Source organism: Pseudomonas sp. WS 5410 (assembly GCF_012985645.1).
Taxonomy (GTDB): domain Bacteria; phylum Pseudomonadota; class Gammaproteobacteria; order Pseudomonadales; family Pseudomonadaceae; genus Aquipseudomonas; species Aquipseudomonas shahriarae.
Genome location: NZ_JAAQWS010000002.1, coordinates 104,026 through 117,270 on the forward strand (window position 1 = coordinate 104,026; position 13,245 = coordinate 117,270).

15 protein-coding genes are annotated in these 13,245 nt (G+C 61.6%); 10 read left to right on the forward strand and 5 right to left on the reverse strand.

Features of this window, described 5'->3' with window-relative positions:
• Positions 1-13: 13 nt before the first annotated feature.
• From HBO24_RS03905 to HBO24_RS03920, 4 genes are all read left to right on the forward strand, one after another.
• Complete coding sequence (locus HBO24_RS03905; RefSeq protein ID WP_170059328.1) at positions 14-1,135, forward strand: hypothetical protein; 1,122 nt, start codon at positions 14-16, stop codon at positions 1,133-1,135.
• Positions 1,136-1,403: 268 nt separating this feature from the next.
• On the forward strand, positions 1,404-2,753 hold the full coding sequence (gene mpl / locus HBO24_RS03910; protein ID WP_057960713.1) for a UDP-N-acetylmuramate:L-alanyl-gamma-D-glutamyl-meso-diaminopimelate ligase: 1,350 nt from the start codon (positions 1,404-1,406) through the stop codon (positions 2,751-2,753).
• On the forward strand, positions 2,750-3,379 hold the full coding sequence (gene ubiX / locus HBO24_RS03915) for a flavin prenyltransferase UbiX (protein ID WP_038443595.1): 630 nt from the start codon (positions 2,750-2,752) through the stop codon (positions 3,377-3,379). The genes mpl and ubiX overlap by 4 nt, the downstream gene beginning before the upstream one ends.
• Entirely contained in the window at positions 3,372-3,656 is a 285-nt protein-coding gene (locus HBO24_RS03920) for a YceK/YidQ family lipoprotein (protein WP_170059329.1), read from the forward strand. Before ubiX ends, HBO24_RS03920 begins: the two co-directional genes overlap by 8 nt.
• A gap of 127 nt (positions 3,657-3,783) precedes the next feature.
• On the opposite strand, the gene HBO24_RS03925 is transcribed toward HBO24_RS03920, so the two are convergent.
• From HBO24_RS03925 to HBO24_RS03935, 3 genes are all read right to left on the reverse strand, one after another.
• Positions 3,784-4,425, reverse strand: a complete 642-nt coding sequence (locus HBO24_RS03925; RefSeq protein WP_170059330.1) for an oxidoreductase — start codon at positions 4,423-4,425, stop codon at positions 3,784-3,786.
• Positions 4,426-4,454: 29 nt separating this feature from the next.
• Positions 4,455-6,173 (reverse strand): C13 family peptidase, encoded by a 1,719-nt coding sequence (locus HBO24_RS03930; protein ID WP_170059331.1) that lies wholly within the window; start codon positions 6,171-6,173, stop codon positions 4,455-4,457.
• Between the two features lie 138 nt (positions 6,174-6,311).
• On the reverse strand, positions 6,312-6,767 hold the full coding sequence (locus HBO24_RS03935) for a MaoC family dehydratase (RefSeq protein ID WP_029292272.1): 456 nt from the start codon (positions 6,765-6,767) through the stop codon (positions 6,312-6,314).
• Between the two features lie 207 nt (positions 6,768-6,974).
• Between HBO24_RS03935 and HBO24_RS03940 the strand changes: the two genes are divergently transcribed.
• The 4 genes from HBO24_RS03940 (at position 6,975) to HBO24_RS03955 (ending at position 8,976) form a co-directional block, all read left to right on the forward strand.
• Positions 6,975-7,337 (forward strand): CidA/LrgA family protein, encoded by a 363-nt coding sequence (locus HBO24_RS03940; protein ID WP_057438999.1) that lies wholly within the window; start codon positions 6,975-6,977, stop codon positions 7,335-7,337.
• Complete coding sequence (locus HBO24_RS03945) at positions 7,334-8,050, forward strand: LrgB family protein (protein ID WP_169959814.1); 717 nt, start codon at positions 7,334-7,336, stop codon at positions 8,048-8,050. The genes HBO24_RS03940 and HBO24_RS03945 overlap by 4 nt, the downstream gene beginning before the upstream one ends.
• A gap of 21 nt (positions 8,051-8,071) precedes the next feature.
• The gene (locus HBO24_RS03950; protein ID WP_170059332.1) at positions 8,072-8,662 is read left to right on the forward strand and encodes an LON peptidase substrate-binding domain-containing protein; all 591 of its coding nucleotides are present in this window, start codon (positions 8,072-8,074) and stop codon (positions 8,660-8,662) included.
• A gap of 107 nt (positions 8,663-8,769) precedes the next feature.
• Entirely contained in the window at positions 8,770-8,976 is a 207-nt protein-coding gene (locus HBO24_RS03955) for a hypothetical protein (RefSeq protein WP_057439037.1), read from the forward strand.
• A 1-nt stretch (position 8,977) separates the two neighbouring features.
• On the opposite strand, the gene HBO24_RS03960 is transcribed toward HBO24_RS03955, so the two are convergent.
• Both HBO24_RS03960 and HBO24_RS03965 read right to left on the reverse strand, forming a co-directional pair.
• Positions 8,978-10,294, reverse strand: coding sequence for a bifunctional DedA family/phosphatase PAP2 family protein (locus tag HBO24_RS03960; RefSeq protein WP_057960708.1), 1,317 nt, complete (start codon positions 10,292-10,294; stop codon positions 8,978-8,980).
• 159 nt (positions 10,295-10,453) lie between these two features.
• On the reverse strand, positions 10,454-11,137 hold the full coding sequence (locus HBO24_RS03965; RefSeq protein WP_057444875.1) for a DNA-3-methyladenine glycosylase: 684 nt from the start codon (positions 11,135-11,137) through the stop codon (positions 10,454-10,456).
• 177 nt (positions 11,138-11,314) lie between these two features.
• Between HBO24_RS03965 and HBO24_RS03970 the strand changes: the two genes are divergently transcribed.
• Together HBO24_RS03970 and nadD are read left to right on the forward strand one after the other, a co-directional pair.
• The gene (locus HBO24_RS03970) at positions 11,315-12,580 is read left to right on the forward strand and encodes a glutamate-5-semialdehyde dehydrogenase (protein ID WP_057960706.1); all 1,266 of its coding nucleotides are present in this window, start codon (positions 11,315-11,317) and stop codon (positions 12,578-12,580) included.
• Entirely contained in the window at positions 12,580-13,224 is a 645-nt protein-coding gene (nadD, locus tag HBO24_RS03975) for a nicotinate-nucleotide adenylyltransferase (RefSeq protein ID WP_057439003.1), read from the forward strand. Before HBO24_RS03970 ends, nadD begins: the two co-directional genes overlap by 1 nt.
• Positions 13,225-13,245: the final 21 nt, after the last annotated feature.

Below are 13,245 nucleotides of genomic sequence, written 5' to 3' on the forward strand. Positions count from 1 at the left end.
TATAGGTGGCAATATGAATATTTCAGGTTTTCCTGTTTCGGTTCCGTTGCATGTGAATGATCCCGTGGATGGCTTGCCCCGGCAACAGGCATCAGCCGTTACGAAAAGTGCGTCCTACTTTGATGAAACGGCGCAAACTCCGGACACCCAGGCGTCCAGCGAGGCGAACAGTACGGGTGAAAATTCGGGTGAAGGCGCCGTGCGAGTCAGACGCGGGTTTGGATCCCCTCGCCTTCCTCGACCGTTTTCCAGCGCAGGATCAAAGGCCCTTAAAGTCCCCTCTAACGGGATCGCCGGTAAATTTGTACAAACAGCGTCAGTAAAGCCCAATGTGGCTCCCCGTCCGACTGCAGGGGCCTCGAACAGCAAGGGGATAGCTAACTTCAGGGACATTGTGTTCAAAACGCAGCACCCTGGCGCCTCACTGCCCGTTGGGCCCAAGCCCGTGGTTGCGCAACCCAAGACATTTGGCGATGTTGCCACCAATCTGATTGCGGCTGATCGCCTGGTCAAGGCCGGTGTGTTTAAAACCGATACACCTTTGAAAACTGTAGCTCGCGATGCTTTTGTGAATGCGTCCGTAAATGGCCTGGTTAGTACTCCGTTGAGTATTGGTACTTATGCCGGATCGGTTTGGAGCGGTGAAACCATCAAGGGTAGCTTTAGCGCCACTACCCCATTATTGCCCCCGGCCCACCAGCCGGCTCCGAGTCAGCAATCCAATGGCGTTACGCCAGCGGCGGGCGGTACAGGAGAGCAAGACGCCACAATGATTAAGTTGCGGTTGGATAATGCCGAGACAAAGTTGCTGTACGCGGTTAACACTATTCAACTGCTGGCTGAGGGAGGGGATGGTGAGGCTCTTACGAAAGATCCGAACTGGCCAACCGAGACAAATGCGCGTATCAAAAAAATTGAGGAGTTGTACAGCGCAGCAGAGAAAAATATGGAGCTGACGGCTGCGGAAAACGGTTTTATTTTCAAGCCGTATAAAGAAGAATCAGTGGTCGAGCCTAAAACTGTTACCAGTCGCCTGGATGTACTTGATAAAAGGAACGAGACAATCAATAACTTCATTGCAAGGATGGTTGCCATTCGGGAAGTGGAAACAAAAGGCAAGAAAGAGATAGTTTGATAGTGGTCTGTCTGCTTTTGGTTCGGTGGTTTGAGTTCGGTTGTATGTTTTACTAAGTAGCAGCTGTCAGGCCCGGTATTTTGCGGGAGTTCCTAAATGCCGGGCTTGATTCCAGTGTACTGAATTGCAAAAAAGAGTAGAAAAGTCCCTCGACTGTTTATCAGTGAGCGCCACGCTCAGTGGCGGAAAAGATCGCACGCTAATCGCTAAAAGAGTGCGAATTTTCCCACCCTACGCTAACCTGCCTCGATGTTTTACGAGGTCGACTATGCACATTCATATTCTCGGTATTTGCGGCACCTTCATGGGCTCAATGGCGGTCCTGGCCAAAGAGCTGGGGCATCACGTCACCGGCTCCGATGCCAATGTCTATCCGCCCATGAGCACGCAGTTGCAGGCCCAGGGCATTGAGCTGACCCAGGGTTACGACCCGGCGCAATTCGATCCGGTCCCGGACCTGGTGGTGATCGGCAATGCCATGTCCCGTGGCAACCCTGCCGTGGAGTACGTGCTGAACAAAGGCCTGCCCTATGTGTCCGGCCCGCAATGGCTGGCCGATCACGTGCTGCAGGGCCGTTGGGTGCTGGCGGTAGCCGGTACCCATGGCAAGACCACCACCAGCAGCATGCTGGCCTGGGTGTTGGAACATGCAGGCATGAGCCCCGGCTTCCTGATCGGCGGCGTGCCACAGAATTTCTCGGTGTCGGCGCGTTTGGGCGATACACCGTTTTTTGTGATCGAGGCCGATGAATACGACAGCGCCTTCTTCGACAAACGCTCCAAGTTCGTTCACTACCGCCCGCGCACGGCGATTTTGAACAACCTGGAGTTCGATCATGCGGACATCTTCCCTGATCTGCCGGCCATCGAGCGGCAATTCCACCATCTGGTACGCACCATTCCCAGCGAAGGCCTGGTGATTCACCCCACCACCGAGCCGGCTTTGCAGCGCGTGATCGAGATGGGCTGCTGGACGCCGGTACAAACCACTGGCGCCGGCGGGCAGTGGCAGGTCAAGTTGTTGAGCGAGGATGGTAGCCAATTCGAAGTGCTGTTTGAGGGCGAGGCCCAAGGCATCGTCGATTGGGACATGACCGGCCAGCATAACGTCGCCAACGCCCTGGTGACCCTGGCTGCAGCCCGGCATGTCGGCGTGGTACCGGCCATGGGCATTGCCGCGCTGAGCGCGTTCAAGAGCGTCAAGCGGCGTATGGAAAAGGTCGCCGAAGTGAACGGGATTACCATCTACGACGACTTCGCCCACCACCCCACGGCGATCGCCACCACCCTCGACGGCCTGCGCAAGCGCGTTGGCGATGCGCCGGTGATTGCGATTATCGAGCCGCGGTCCAACTCCATGAAGCTGGGCGCGCACCGTGATGGCCTGCCGGAAAGCGTCAACGATGCCGACCAGGTGGTGTGGTACGCGCCAGCCAACCTGGGTTGGGACCTGGCAGCCGTGGCCAGGCTTTGCACGGTGCCATCGATTGTCAGCGACTCCCTGGAAGGCATCATCGAACGGGTCAAAAGCCAGGCCAAGCCCGGTACCCACGTGGTGATCATGAGCAATGGCGGCTTTGGCGGCCTGCACGGCAAACTCGCCGAGGCGCTGCAATGAGCGGGCCGGAGCGCATCACGCTGGCGATGACCGGCGCGTCCGGCGCGCCCTATGGCTTGCGTTTGCTCGATTGCCTGGTGCGCGAAGACCGCGAGGTGCATTTCCTGATTTCCAAGGCCGCGCAATTGGTGATGGCCACCGAGACTGACGTCTCGCTGCCGCCCAAGGTGCAGATGATGCAGGCCTTCCTGACCGAATACACCGGTGCGGCGGCGGGGCAGATCAAGGTCTATGGCAAGGAAGACTGGATGTCGCCCGTGGCCTCCGGCTCCGGTGCGCCGGCGGCAATGGTGGTGGTGCCGTGTTCCACCGGCACCCTGTCGGCGATCGCCACCGGTGCCTGCAACAATCTGATCGAGCGCGCGGCGGACGTGACCTTGAAGGAGCGCCGCCAGTTGATCCTGGTGCCGCGCGAGGCGCCGTATTCGAGCATTCACCTGGAGCACATGCTCAAACTGTCGAATATGGGCGTGACCATCCTGCCGGCGTCGCCGGGCTTTTATCACCAGCCGCAGACCATTGATGACCTGGTGGATTTCGTGGTGGCACGGATTCTCAACTTGCTGAATATCCCCCAGGACATGTTGCCGCGCTGGGGTGAGCATCATTTGAGCAGCGATGAATAAAGTCCTGCTGATCGTGCTGGCCCTGCAACTGGCAGGCTGCGCCACCGTACGCACCCTGGATGCGGCGAAACCCGGTGCGCCAGTGGTGTATGCGGGCACGCGCCTGGATCTGTATGCGCTGCAGGGTGGTTGCTGTGCCATGGACCGTTTTGGCGCCGAAGCGCCGAGCTACCCGGGCCTCGACCTGCCGGCCAGCGCGCTGCTCGACACACTGCTGTTGCCGCTGTCGGCGTTGACGGTATTGGGGGTTGGGTTTAATGCGACGGGTGGGTTGTAGCCTGTAGCGATGGTTGTGGTCTGGGCGGGCCCCATCGCAGGCAAGCCAGCTCCCCCATTTGATCGGTGAATGCATTCATGTGGGAGCCGGGCTTGCCCGCGATGAGGCCCGCCCGGTCACCGCAGATTCACTTGCCGAGCTTACGCAACTCATCCGACTCGACAATCCGCATCCCGTCCTGCTCCTCCAGTGCCAGGCGCCACATGGCCCGGGCCAGCTCACACACTTCGATGCCACGATACTTGCCGGGAATCAGCCGCGACAACGGCCCTGCGAGTTTCTCCGCCAGGCGTGTCTCCAGGCGCTCGCCCAGTAGCAGCGAGGGCCGCACGATGGTCAGTTGCGGCCAACCCTGAGCCTGCAAGGCCTGCTCCATCTCACCCTTGACCCGGTTATAGAACACCGAGGATTTGGGGTCGGCGCCTATCGCGCTGATCACGATCAGGTGTCGTGCGCCCATCTCCCGGGCGCGCTTGCCGAACGCCACCACCAGGTCCAGGTCTACGGCGCGGAACGCCTGCTCGGAACCTGCCTGCTTAAGCGTGGTGCCCAGGCAGCAGAAGGCCAGGTCGACCCGGCCGCTCAGTTGTGGCAGCAATGTGCTGGGGTCGCCGACCGGGTTTTCCAGGTGCGGATGTTCGGCCAGTGGCCGGCGGCTGGGCGCCAATACGCGGGTGACGGTAGGCTCGTTGAGCAGGCGGTCCAGCAGATGTTCCCCGGTCAAGCCCGAGGCTCCGGCAAGCAATATATGCTGAGGCGTCAAGTACATAGTGTTTCCCCCCTTGATACAGTTTCAGCTTAGTTGCTCTTTGCTTCCTTGCTATTGATAGAGACGCTTTCCAGCGCCTTTCGTGCCTGCTGTTTACGTAATTGTTGCCAACGGGCGATCACGCTCTTGGGGGCCCAGATCTGTGGTTCGGAGGCTTCGAAGTTGTCCGCCATTTCCCGTTCGGTCACATGCCGTTGGGCCAGCTTGAAGGCGTGCTGCAAATCGTCGGTCTGGGTCAGGGCCTGGGCGAACAGGGCGTCGCCAAAGTAGGTGAAGTCGGCTTCTTCCGAGCAGCCAAACGACACGCGGTCGGCGCGGGAGGCGGTCATGATCAGGGTGTGTTCATCCTTGAGCGCCGGGATGAAACCGCCGGAGTAGCAGGCGGAGATCACGATGACCTTGTCGCGGTTTTTCAGCGGCGCCATCACCGCCGCCAGTTCGTCGCTCGGCAGGTCGGCCAGCTCCATGCGCGGTTGGTCGAGCACCAGTTGGTGTTCGTGGGTGCCGTGGCTGGTCAGGTAGATAAACACCAGGTCTTCAGGCCCGGTGCGCTCGGCCAGGGTCTGCACGGCGCGGCGCAGGCTTTCGCGGGTCGCCATCGGGCGGTCGGCGATATGGTCGCGGTGGTTGACCAGGCGGATCTGCCCGCGGGCGCCGAAACGGCTGCTCAGTAGGTTGCTGACGTAGTCGGCCTCGCGCAGGAATACGCTTTGCTTGCCGTCACCGGCCACCACCAGGCTGTACAACTCGACAGCCGGGGTGGATGCCGGCACGGCGGCGAGGGCGTCGTCGAGCAAGCGGCCCTGGGCCAGTACCCCGACTTCCAGGGTGTCGGGCAACAGCTTGCCGTCGGCATCGCGTACGCGCAGGCCGTTGGCCCAGGTCCCGGCTTGCACCGTGCCATCGGTGAGTACCAGGGTGCCTTGGCCGTGATAGCTGTCGTTGTCGAAGCCGCCGATGTAGAAGCTGCCATCGCTGAGGTTCAGGCGCCCCTCACCGGTAAAGCGCCAGTCACTGAAGTACCCGATGTAATGGCTGCCGTCCACGCCGGTCAGCTCACCCTTGCCGCTCAGGGCGCCTTCGCGGAACTCACCGGTCCACACGTCGCCGTCGGCGTTTTCGTAACGACCCTTGCCGTTGAGTTGGTTCTGCTTGAAGTGGCCGACGTACATGTCGCCTTCGGCGCTGTTGAAGGTACCGTTGCCTTCCAGTTGGCCATTGACGAAGCGTCCGCTGAACTGGTTGCCGCTGTCGTCGTTGCGCTGGCCTTCGCCGTTGGGCTTGCCGTGGGCAAATTGGCCCTGGTACTGGCTGCCGTCGGGCAGTTCCAGGCGGCCGAGGCCGGAGTATTGGTCGTCTTTGAATTCGCCGCGATAGGTCATTTGCCCCTCTTTGAGGGTGCCTTCGCCGTTGCGCCGGCCTTGCTTGAAACCGCCGACGTAGGTGTTGGCCGCCGTGGTCAGGGTGCCCTGGCCATCGAACAGGCCCTGCTGGAACTGGCCTTTATAGACCTCGCCATTGCTGCCATGCCATTCGCCCTGGCCGTGCCATTGGCCTTTGTCGAATTGCCCGGCGTACCAACTGCCGTTGGGATAATCCACCCGGCCCTGGCCTTGCAGCAGCCCATCGACTACATCCCCGCGATAACGCCCACCGTCCGGCAGCCGGGCATCGGGCGGCAACAGGGATTCGCCGTCGCCGCAAGCGGTGAGCAACAAGGCGAGAGCAAGGGGGACGAGTGGGCGCATAGCGGGATCCGGGTAATTGAGCGCCGAGTATGCCGCAGCGGGGGAAGCTATACCTAGTGGTCTGTGTGCGAATAAGGACTTGTCGGCGATGGCGCGGCTGCTGGCGCTATCGCCGGCAGGCCGGCTCCTACAGGTGTGTCAGACGAAGCACAGTGACAGCGACTCGGCGATGTAGGCCGGTTTTTCCTGGCCGTCGATTTCCAGGGTGCAGGTGGCCTTGAGCAGCCACTGGCCAGGCTTTTTCTCCGTGGCGTCGGTGAGGGTCACCGCCAGGCGTACCTTGGAGTTGACTTTCACCGGCTGGATAAAGCGCACGCTGTCCAGGCCGTAGTTGACCGCCATCTTCAAACCCTCGGGCATGATCAGGATGTCTTCGATCAATTTGGGGATCAGCGACAGCGACAGAAAGCCATGGGCGATGGTGCTGCCAAACGGAGTCTGGGCGGCTTTTACCGGGTCAACGTGGATGAACTGAAAATCGCCGGTCGCTTCCGCGAACAGGTTGATACGCTCCTGGTCGATGGTGAGCCATGCGGAACGTCCCAGTTCCTTGCCGACATATTCATTGAGTTGCGCTACAGGTACAAAGGGCATTGCGACTCTCCTTGGTTCATCTATCTCTCCCTGGCGGCACGGGCACGCTGGCGCCGGCAGGGGGTTGTTGTTTTAGGTGGTTTGCAGAGAACCAATGTAGATCATCATGGGCAAATGGCCCGGTCAACCCACCATGCTTTTGGCGAATGCCTGTTCATAGGAGCGGCGTGCTTATAATGCCCACGGGCTTTTGGGGGAGAAAAACCCATGTTGTTACGCGGTTTGACATGGCTGGTGTTGTTTCAATTGCTGGGCACGGCAATCAATCACTTGTTCCTGCCGGTTTTGCCGGGGCCGATTGTCGGCCTGCTGTTGCTGCTGGCGTATCTGGTGTGGCGCGGCGAGGTCGGTGAGCCACTGAGCCTGGCGGCCGGCAGCCTGTTGCGTTACCTGCCGTTGCTGCTGGTGCCGCCGGCAGTGGGAGTGATGGTGTATGCCAAGGACATTGCCGCCGACTTCTGGGCCATCGTCGGGGCGCTGGTGTTGTCGCTGGTGATTGCCATGGCCTTTGTCGGCGTGCTCATGCAAAAGCTGGTCAAGCGCCAGGCACAGCGGGAGGAGGGGCAATGACCTTCGATTGGCAGGGCGCGTGGGCTGCGGTGATCCACCATCCCTTGTTTGGCATCGGCATTACCCTGGGCGCCTATCAACTGGTGCTGGCGGGGTTCGAGAAAACTCGCTGGATCTTCCTGCAACCGGTGCTGGTCTCGATGTTGCTGGTGATCGGCGTGCTCCTGGGGTGCGGCCTGACCTATGTCGAATACCGCAAAAGTACCGAGATCATGAGCATCCTGCTGGGCCCGGCCACCGTGGCACTGGCGGTGCCGCTGTACCTGAACCTGCGACGGATTCGCCAGTTGTTCTGGCCGATTTTTACTACGCTGGTGGTGGGGGGCGTGTTTGCCACTGGCCTGTGCGTGTGGCTGGGTTGGTGGTTTGGCGCCGAACACATGGTGCTGATGACCATGGCGCCCAAGTCGGTGACCTCGCCCATCGCCATGCTGGTGGCCGAGCAGATCGGCGGCGTCGCGGCACTGGCCGCGGTGTTCGTGCTGATCACCGGGGTCATCGGGGCGATGATCGGGCCGGCCTTTCTGTCGTACCTGGGCGTGCACACCCCGGAGGCGCGGGGCATGGCCCTGGGCATGACCGCCCACGCGGTCGGCACCTCGGTGGCCTTGCAGGAAAGCGAGGAGTGCGGCGCCTTTGCGGCATTGGCGATGAGTTTGATGGGCGTGGCCACGGCAGTATTCCTGCCATTGGCCGTGTCTTTGGCGATTTAAGTCGGGTTTAAGGAACGCTTTATGAGTCTGGCGCTGTTCCCTCTCAATACTGTGCTGTTTCCAGGCTGCACCCTCGACCTGCAGCTGTTCGAGGCGCGCTACCTGGACATGATCAGTCGCTGTATGAAAAAGGGCGAAGGCTTTGGTGTGGTGTGCATCCTCGATGGCCAGGAAGTCGGCCTCGCGCCGGACGGCTATGCATTGATGGGGTGCGAAGCGCTGATTCGGGATTTCAAGCAGCAGGACAATGGCCTGCTGGGGATCCGTGTCGAGGGTGGGCGCAGGTTTCTGGTGCGGGAGGCGCAGGTCCAGCGCGATCAACTACTGGTCGCCGATGTCGAGTGGCTGCAAGAGCAGCCCGAGCGCCCGTTGGATGAGGAAGACGCCGACCTGTTGGCCCTGCTGCAGGCATTGGCCGAGCATCCGATGGTCGCCTCACTGGATATGGGGGCCGACGTGCACGGGCAGCAGGAACTGGGCAACCGCCTGGCCTACCTGTTGCCGTTTACCGACGCCGACAAGATCGAGCTGTTGCAGCTCGACGATCCGGTGCTGCGCCTGGATGCGATTCAGGTGCTGCTAGATGAATTGCAGGGCGAGCTGTTCGCTTGAGTGTCGTTATCTCGGAATAATCCATGACCGCTTCGGATTTTTCATCGTTGCCGCGTGCCCATCGCCTGAAATAGTGGAGGCTCCGCCACCACTATCAGGGAATGAACATGATTCGATTATCGCCATCGGAGCAACTGGTCTGGGACGCATTTTTTGTCAGCGTAACCGCGCAAGTGATTCAGCAGGCCCGCGATCGCGGCCCCGAATACATTGCCGAGCGGGCTGCCGAAATTGCCGATGAAATGTTGCTGGAGCGCCGGGAGCGCTGCGCCGAACGGCGTCACGCTCCCGTGGACTGGGTCGGCCCGGCCTAGCTCAGTAAGCGTAGCGCAGCAGGGCATGGGAGGTGCCGGTCAGGGCAAAGAACCCCAGGACCGCCACGCAACCCGGCACGATCAACCACCACACCTTCGGCGCCATGGGCGGCAGCAGGCTGTGGCGCTGGCTCAAGGTCAGGCTGAAGGCGCAGACCGTCATGGCCAGCAAGGTGCCGGCGAGGATATCGCTCGGCCAGTGGGCCCCCAGATACACCCGTGACAACGCAATGGCAGCGGCCGGAATGGCGCCCAGCAGCAGCCACGCCAGGCGCATGCGGGTCGGTTGGCCGCGCCCGGCCAGCACCGCCAGCGCGAGGAAGAACGCAAACGAGCCAGAGGCGTGACCGCTGGGCATGCTGAAGCTGGTCAGCGGGTCGACGAGGATTTCTGGCCGGCCGCGGGCAAAGAACAGCTTGCTCCCGGTGTTGATCAGCGCGGCCCCGAGCAGGGTGGCACCGACGAAAATCGCCTGGCGCCATTGTCGCGCCAGCAGCAGCAGGCCGGTCAGCACCGCGCTGGCGACGAACATCTTCTTGAACTCGCCCAACTGGGTGGTCATCACCATGATCCGGTCCATCGCCGGGCCTCGGTGTTCCTGGACCAGGGCCATCAAACCCTGGTCAAAATGGTTCAGGTACGGATAACCGATAAACATCGCGATCAACAACGCCAGGCTGGCGCAGCCCATCCACAACGTGGCCCGGCGATGGCCGCGCAGGGTGCTGTTGAGGGCGATGCCGAACAACACGGCCAGGCACGCGGCAACCACCCCGGCCTCGGGCCAGAACCCTTCGGGCAGCGGCAACCGAAACGCCGCGCCGGCGGCCCAGCCCGGCAACAGATAGGCGATTGACCAGCCGGTGGCGGCCAGCACGCTGACGGCGGCAAAGCGCGGGAACGGCATATCACACATCCCGGCGACCATGGGCAGCATGGGGCGCAATGGGCCGATGAAGCGTCCTACCAGCAGGCTGACGATGCCGTACTTCTGGAAGTAGGCCTCGGCCCCGTCCATCCACTCGGGATGATGGCGCAAGCCGGGCAGGCGCCGGATGTTCTGGTGGAAATGCCGGCCCAGGTAGTAGGAAATCCCGTCGCCCAAAAGCCCGCCGAGTAAGCCCAGCAGCAGGGTTTCACTCAGGGACAGCGCGCCGCTGCCGGCCAGTGCGGCAATCGCAAACAGCAGCACCGTGCCTGGCACGATAATCCCGGCGATGGCCAGGCATTCCACAAAGGCGACGATAAACACCGCCGCGGCCAGCCATTGCGGGTTAAGGGTCAGCCAGCCAGTAATGCCATCGAGCCATGGGCCCATACAATCCTCTCCATCAGTGGTGATGTCCCTCTATAGGGGCGAGCTTGTGTGGGAGCGGGCTTGCTCGCGATGCAGGCGACTCGGTATGACTGACAGACCGAGGTGATGCTATCGCGAGCAAGCCCGCTCCCCCATAAGCCCATTCCTGCAGGGCATATTTCAAATCAAAACGTAATCGCGGCCTTCGACCTGGCCGCGTCGCAACGGGTTCCGTGTGCAATAGGGCGCATAGCCGCCATCGACAAAGCGATACATCAGGTGTTCATCGCGCCCGCCGGGAATGCCCAGGCGGGTGGTCTGGATAATCTGCGTGGGGGCCAGGCCCACATCCTCGACGTACAGCCGCTCCTGGTCGAAGCGCTTGGCGTCCCACATTGGCACCTTTAAACCCAGGGCCTTGCACAGCAGGGTTTGCCCGGCGCAAAGCTTCTGGGCCGGGCGTGGACGGCCGCTGGCGTCGGGGTTGTTGAGGAGCATTTGCGCCAGGCTGGCAGGCCCTGATACCTCATCCACCCAGGGGTAGGCCGACTTGATCAGCACGGCATTGCCTGGCCCCTGGGCACTGAAGTTCAGGGAGTCACCGCCACGGGCGTAGTACATATAGATGTGGCCGCCATCCAGAAACAAAGCCTTACGCTTTTCTGTGTAGCCGAGGGACGCATGGCTGCCTTTTTCGGCCAAATAATAGGCTTCGGTTTCAATAATTCGCGCCGACAGCCACAACTCGCCGACCCGATGGCGGATGACTTTGCCCAGCAAATCTTTCGCGAGCGTTTGCGCGTCGCGGTCGAAAAAGCCATCAGGCAGGGGGTTGGCGGGGAGCTTTGGGTGAGAACTGGACATGACGATGGACGGTTGCGCAGGCCAAATGTGACAGGATGATATCAACTTCAGCCTTAATCACCGCTGAACGTCGAGTTTTTACAGTTCATTTCGACCATCCGCCCCTCACCGCTGTCCGTAGGACGGCGCGACAGCTATAATCTGCCGCTTTCCTCTTTGCCAAGATCCCACCAGACCATGACTGAGTCCGTTCTTGACTACATGACCCGCCTGGGTCGCGCTGCCCGTCAGGCCTCGCGGTTGATCGCCCGTGCGAGCACCGCGCAGAAGAACCGTGCCCTGCTGGCAGCCGCCGATGCTCTGGATGCCTCGCGCTCCGAGTTGACCGCTGCCAACGAGCTGGACCTGGCCAACGGCCGGGCCAATGGTCTGGAGCCGGCATTGCTGGATCGCCTGGCGCTGACGCCGGCCCGTATCGACGACATGATCGAAGGCTTGCGCCAGGTGGCCAAGCTGCCGGACCCCATCGGTGAGATCCGCGACATGCGCTACCTGCCGTCAGGTATCCAGGTCGGCAAGATGCGCGTGCCCCTGGGCGTGATCGGCATCATCTATGAGTCGCGGCCCAACGTGACCATCGACGCCGCGAGCCTGTGCCTGAAGTCCGGCAACGCCACCATCCTGCGCGGCGGCTCCGAAGCGATCCATTCCAACCGCGCCATCGCCGCCTGCATCCAGCAAGGCCTGGCCGTGGCCGAGTTGCCGGCTGAAGTGGTGCAAGTGGTGGAAACCACCGACCGCGCCGCCGTCGGGGCGCTGATCACCATGCCGGAGTTTGTCGACGTAATTGTTCCACGCGGCGGCAAGGGCCTGATCGAACGTGTCAGCCGCGATGCCAAGGTGCCAGTTATCAAACACCTGGATGGCGTCTGCCATGTGTTTATCGACGTGGCGGCCGATCTCGACAAGGCGATCCGCATTGCCGATAACGCCAAGACCCACCGCTACGCGCCGTGCAACACCATGGAAACCCTGTTGGTCCACGCCGGCATTGCCGAGCGCGTGTTGCCGCCGCTGGCTGCAATCTACCGTGACAAAGGCGTGGAGTTGCGGGGTTGCGAGCGTACCCGGGCATTGCTGGGCAGCGACGTGATCGAAGCCACCGAGCAGGACTGGTACACCGAATACACGGCGCCGATCCTGTCGATTCGTATCGTCGATGACCTGGACCAGGCCATCGAGCACATCAATACCTACGGCTCCAAGCATACCGACGCCATTGTTTCCGAGCATTTCAGCGATGCCCGGCGTTTCCTCACCGAAGTAGACTCTGCTTCGGTGATGATCAACGCCTCGACGCGTTTTGCCGACGGCTTCGAGTACGGCCTGGGGGCGGAGATCGGGATTTCCACGGACAAGCTGCATGCCCGTGGCCCGGTGGGCCTGGAAGGCCTGACCAGCGAGAAGTACGTGGTCTTTGGCGATGGTCATGTGCGCACTTGATGGGTAAACGCATCGGGCTGCTCGGCGGTACCTTCGACCCCGTGCACATCGGCCATTTGCGCAGTGCCCTGGAAGTGGCGGATACCCTCGGGCTGCAAGAGCTGCGGCTGATCCCCAATGCCAGGCCGCCGCACCGGGACACACCGCAGGTCAGCGCGCAGGAGCGCCTGGCGATGGTGCAGTGTGCGGTGGCCGGGATTGCCCCGTTGGTGGTGGACGACCGCGAGCTCAAACGCGATAAACCGTCCTACACTATCGACACCCTGGAACAGACGCGGGCCGAGTTGGCCGCCGATGACCAGTTGTTTCTGCTTTTGGGCTGGGACGCATTTTGCGGACTGCCCACTTGGCATCGCTGGGAAGAGTTGCTCCAGCATTGCCACATCCTGGTTTTGCAACGCCCGGATGCCGACAGCGAACCGCCGGATGCCTTGCGCAACCTGCTGGCAGCGCGGTCGGTAAGTGACCCACAGGCCCTGACCGGGCCGAGCGGGAATATTGCATTCGTCTGGCAGACCCCGCTTGCGGTGTCCGCCACCCAGATCCGTCAACTGCTGGCCAGCGGTAAGTCGGTACGTTTCCTGGTGCCTGACGCGGTCCTGGCCTACATCGATGCGCACGGGCTTTACCGTGCGTCGAACTGAAAAGGCGCGCTTGAAGGCACG

What these genes read in the sequence shown, in the direction of transcription:
- HBO24_RS03905 (WP_170059328.1), top strand. Translation starts at nt 14, where the DNA reads ATGAATATTTCAGGTTTTCCTGTTTCGGTTCCGTTGCATGTGAATGAT.
- mpl (WP_057960713.1), top strand. Translation starts at nt 1,404, where the DNA reads ATGCACATTCATATTCTCGGTATTTGCGGCACCTTCATGGGCTCAATG.
- ubiX (WP_038443595.1), top strand. Translation starts at nt 2,750, where the DNA reads ATGAGCGGGCCGGAGCGCATCACGCTGGCGATGACCGGCGCGTCCGGC.
- HBO24_RS03920 (WP_170059329.1), top strand. Translation starts at nt 3,372, where the DNA reads ATGAATAAAGTCCTGCTGATCGTGCTGGCCCTGCAACTGGCAGGCTGC.
- HBO24_RS03925 (WP_170059330.1), bottom strand. Translation starts at nt 4,425, where the DNA reads ATGTACTTGACGCCTCAGCATATATTGCTTGCCGGAGCCTCGGGCTTG.
- HBO24_RS03930 (WP_170059331.1), bottom strand. Translation starts at nt 6,173, where the DNA reads ATGCGCCCACTCGTCCCCCTTGCTCTCGCCTTGTTGCTCACCGCTTGC.
- HBO24_RS03935 (WP_029292272.1), bottom strand. Translation starts at nt 6,767, where the DNA reads ATGCCCTTTGTACCTGTAGCGCAACTCAATGAATATGTCGGCAAGGAA.
- HBO24_RS03940 (WP_057438999.1), top strand. Translation starts at nt 6,975, where the DNA reads ATGTTGTTACGCGGTTTGACATGGCTGGTGTTGTTTCAATTGCTGGGC.
- HBO24_RS03945 (WP_169959814.1), top strand. Translation starts at nt 7,334, where the DNA reads ATGACCTTCGATTGGCAGGGCGCGTGGGCTGCGGTGATCCACCATCCC.
- HBO24_RS03950 (WP_170059332.1), top strand. Translation starts at nt 8,072, where the DNA reads ATGAGTCTGGCGCTGTTCCCTCTCAATACTGTGCTGTTTCCAGGCTGC.
- HBO24_RS03955 (WP_057439037.1), top strand. Translation starts at nt 8,770, where the DNA reads ATGATTCGATTATCGCCATCGGAGCAACTGGTCTGGGACGCATTTTTT.
- HBO24_RS03960 (WP_057960708.1), bottom strand. Translation starts at nt 10,294, where the DNA reads ATGGGCCCATGGCTCGATGGCATTACTGGCTGGCTGACCCTTAACCCG.
- HBO24_RS03965 (WP_057444875.1), bottom strand. Translation starts at nt 11,137, where the DNA reads ATGTCCAGTTCTCACCCAAAGCTCCCCGCCAACCCCCTGCCTGATGGC.
- HBO24_RS03970 (WP_057960706.1), top strand. Translation starts at nt 11,315, where the DNA reads ATGACTGAGTCCGTTCTTGACTACATGACCCGCCTGGGTCGCGCTGCC.
- nadD (WP_057439003.1), top strand. Translation starts at nt 12,580, where the DNA reads ATGGGTAAACGCATCGGGCTGCTCGGCGGTACCTTCGACCCCGTGCAC.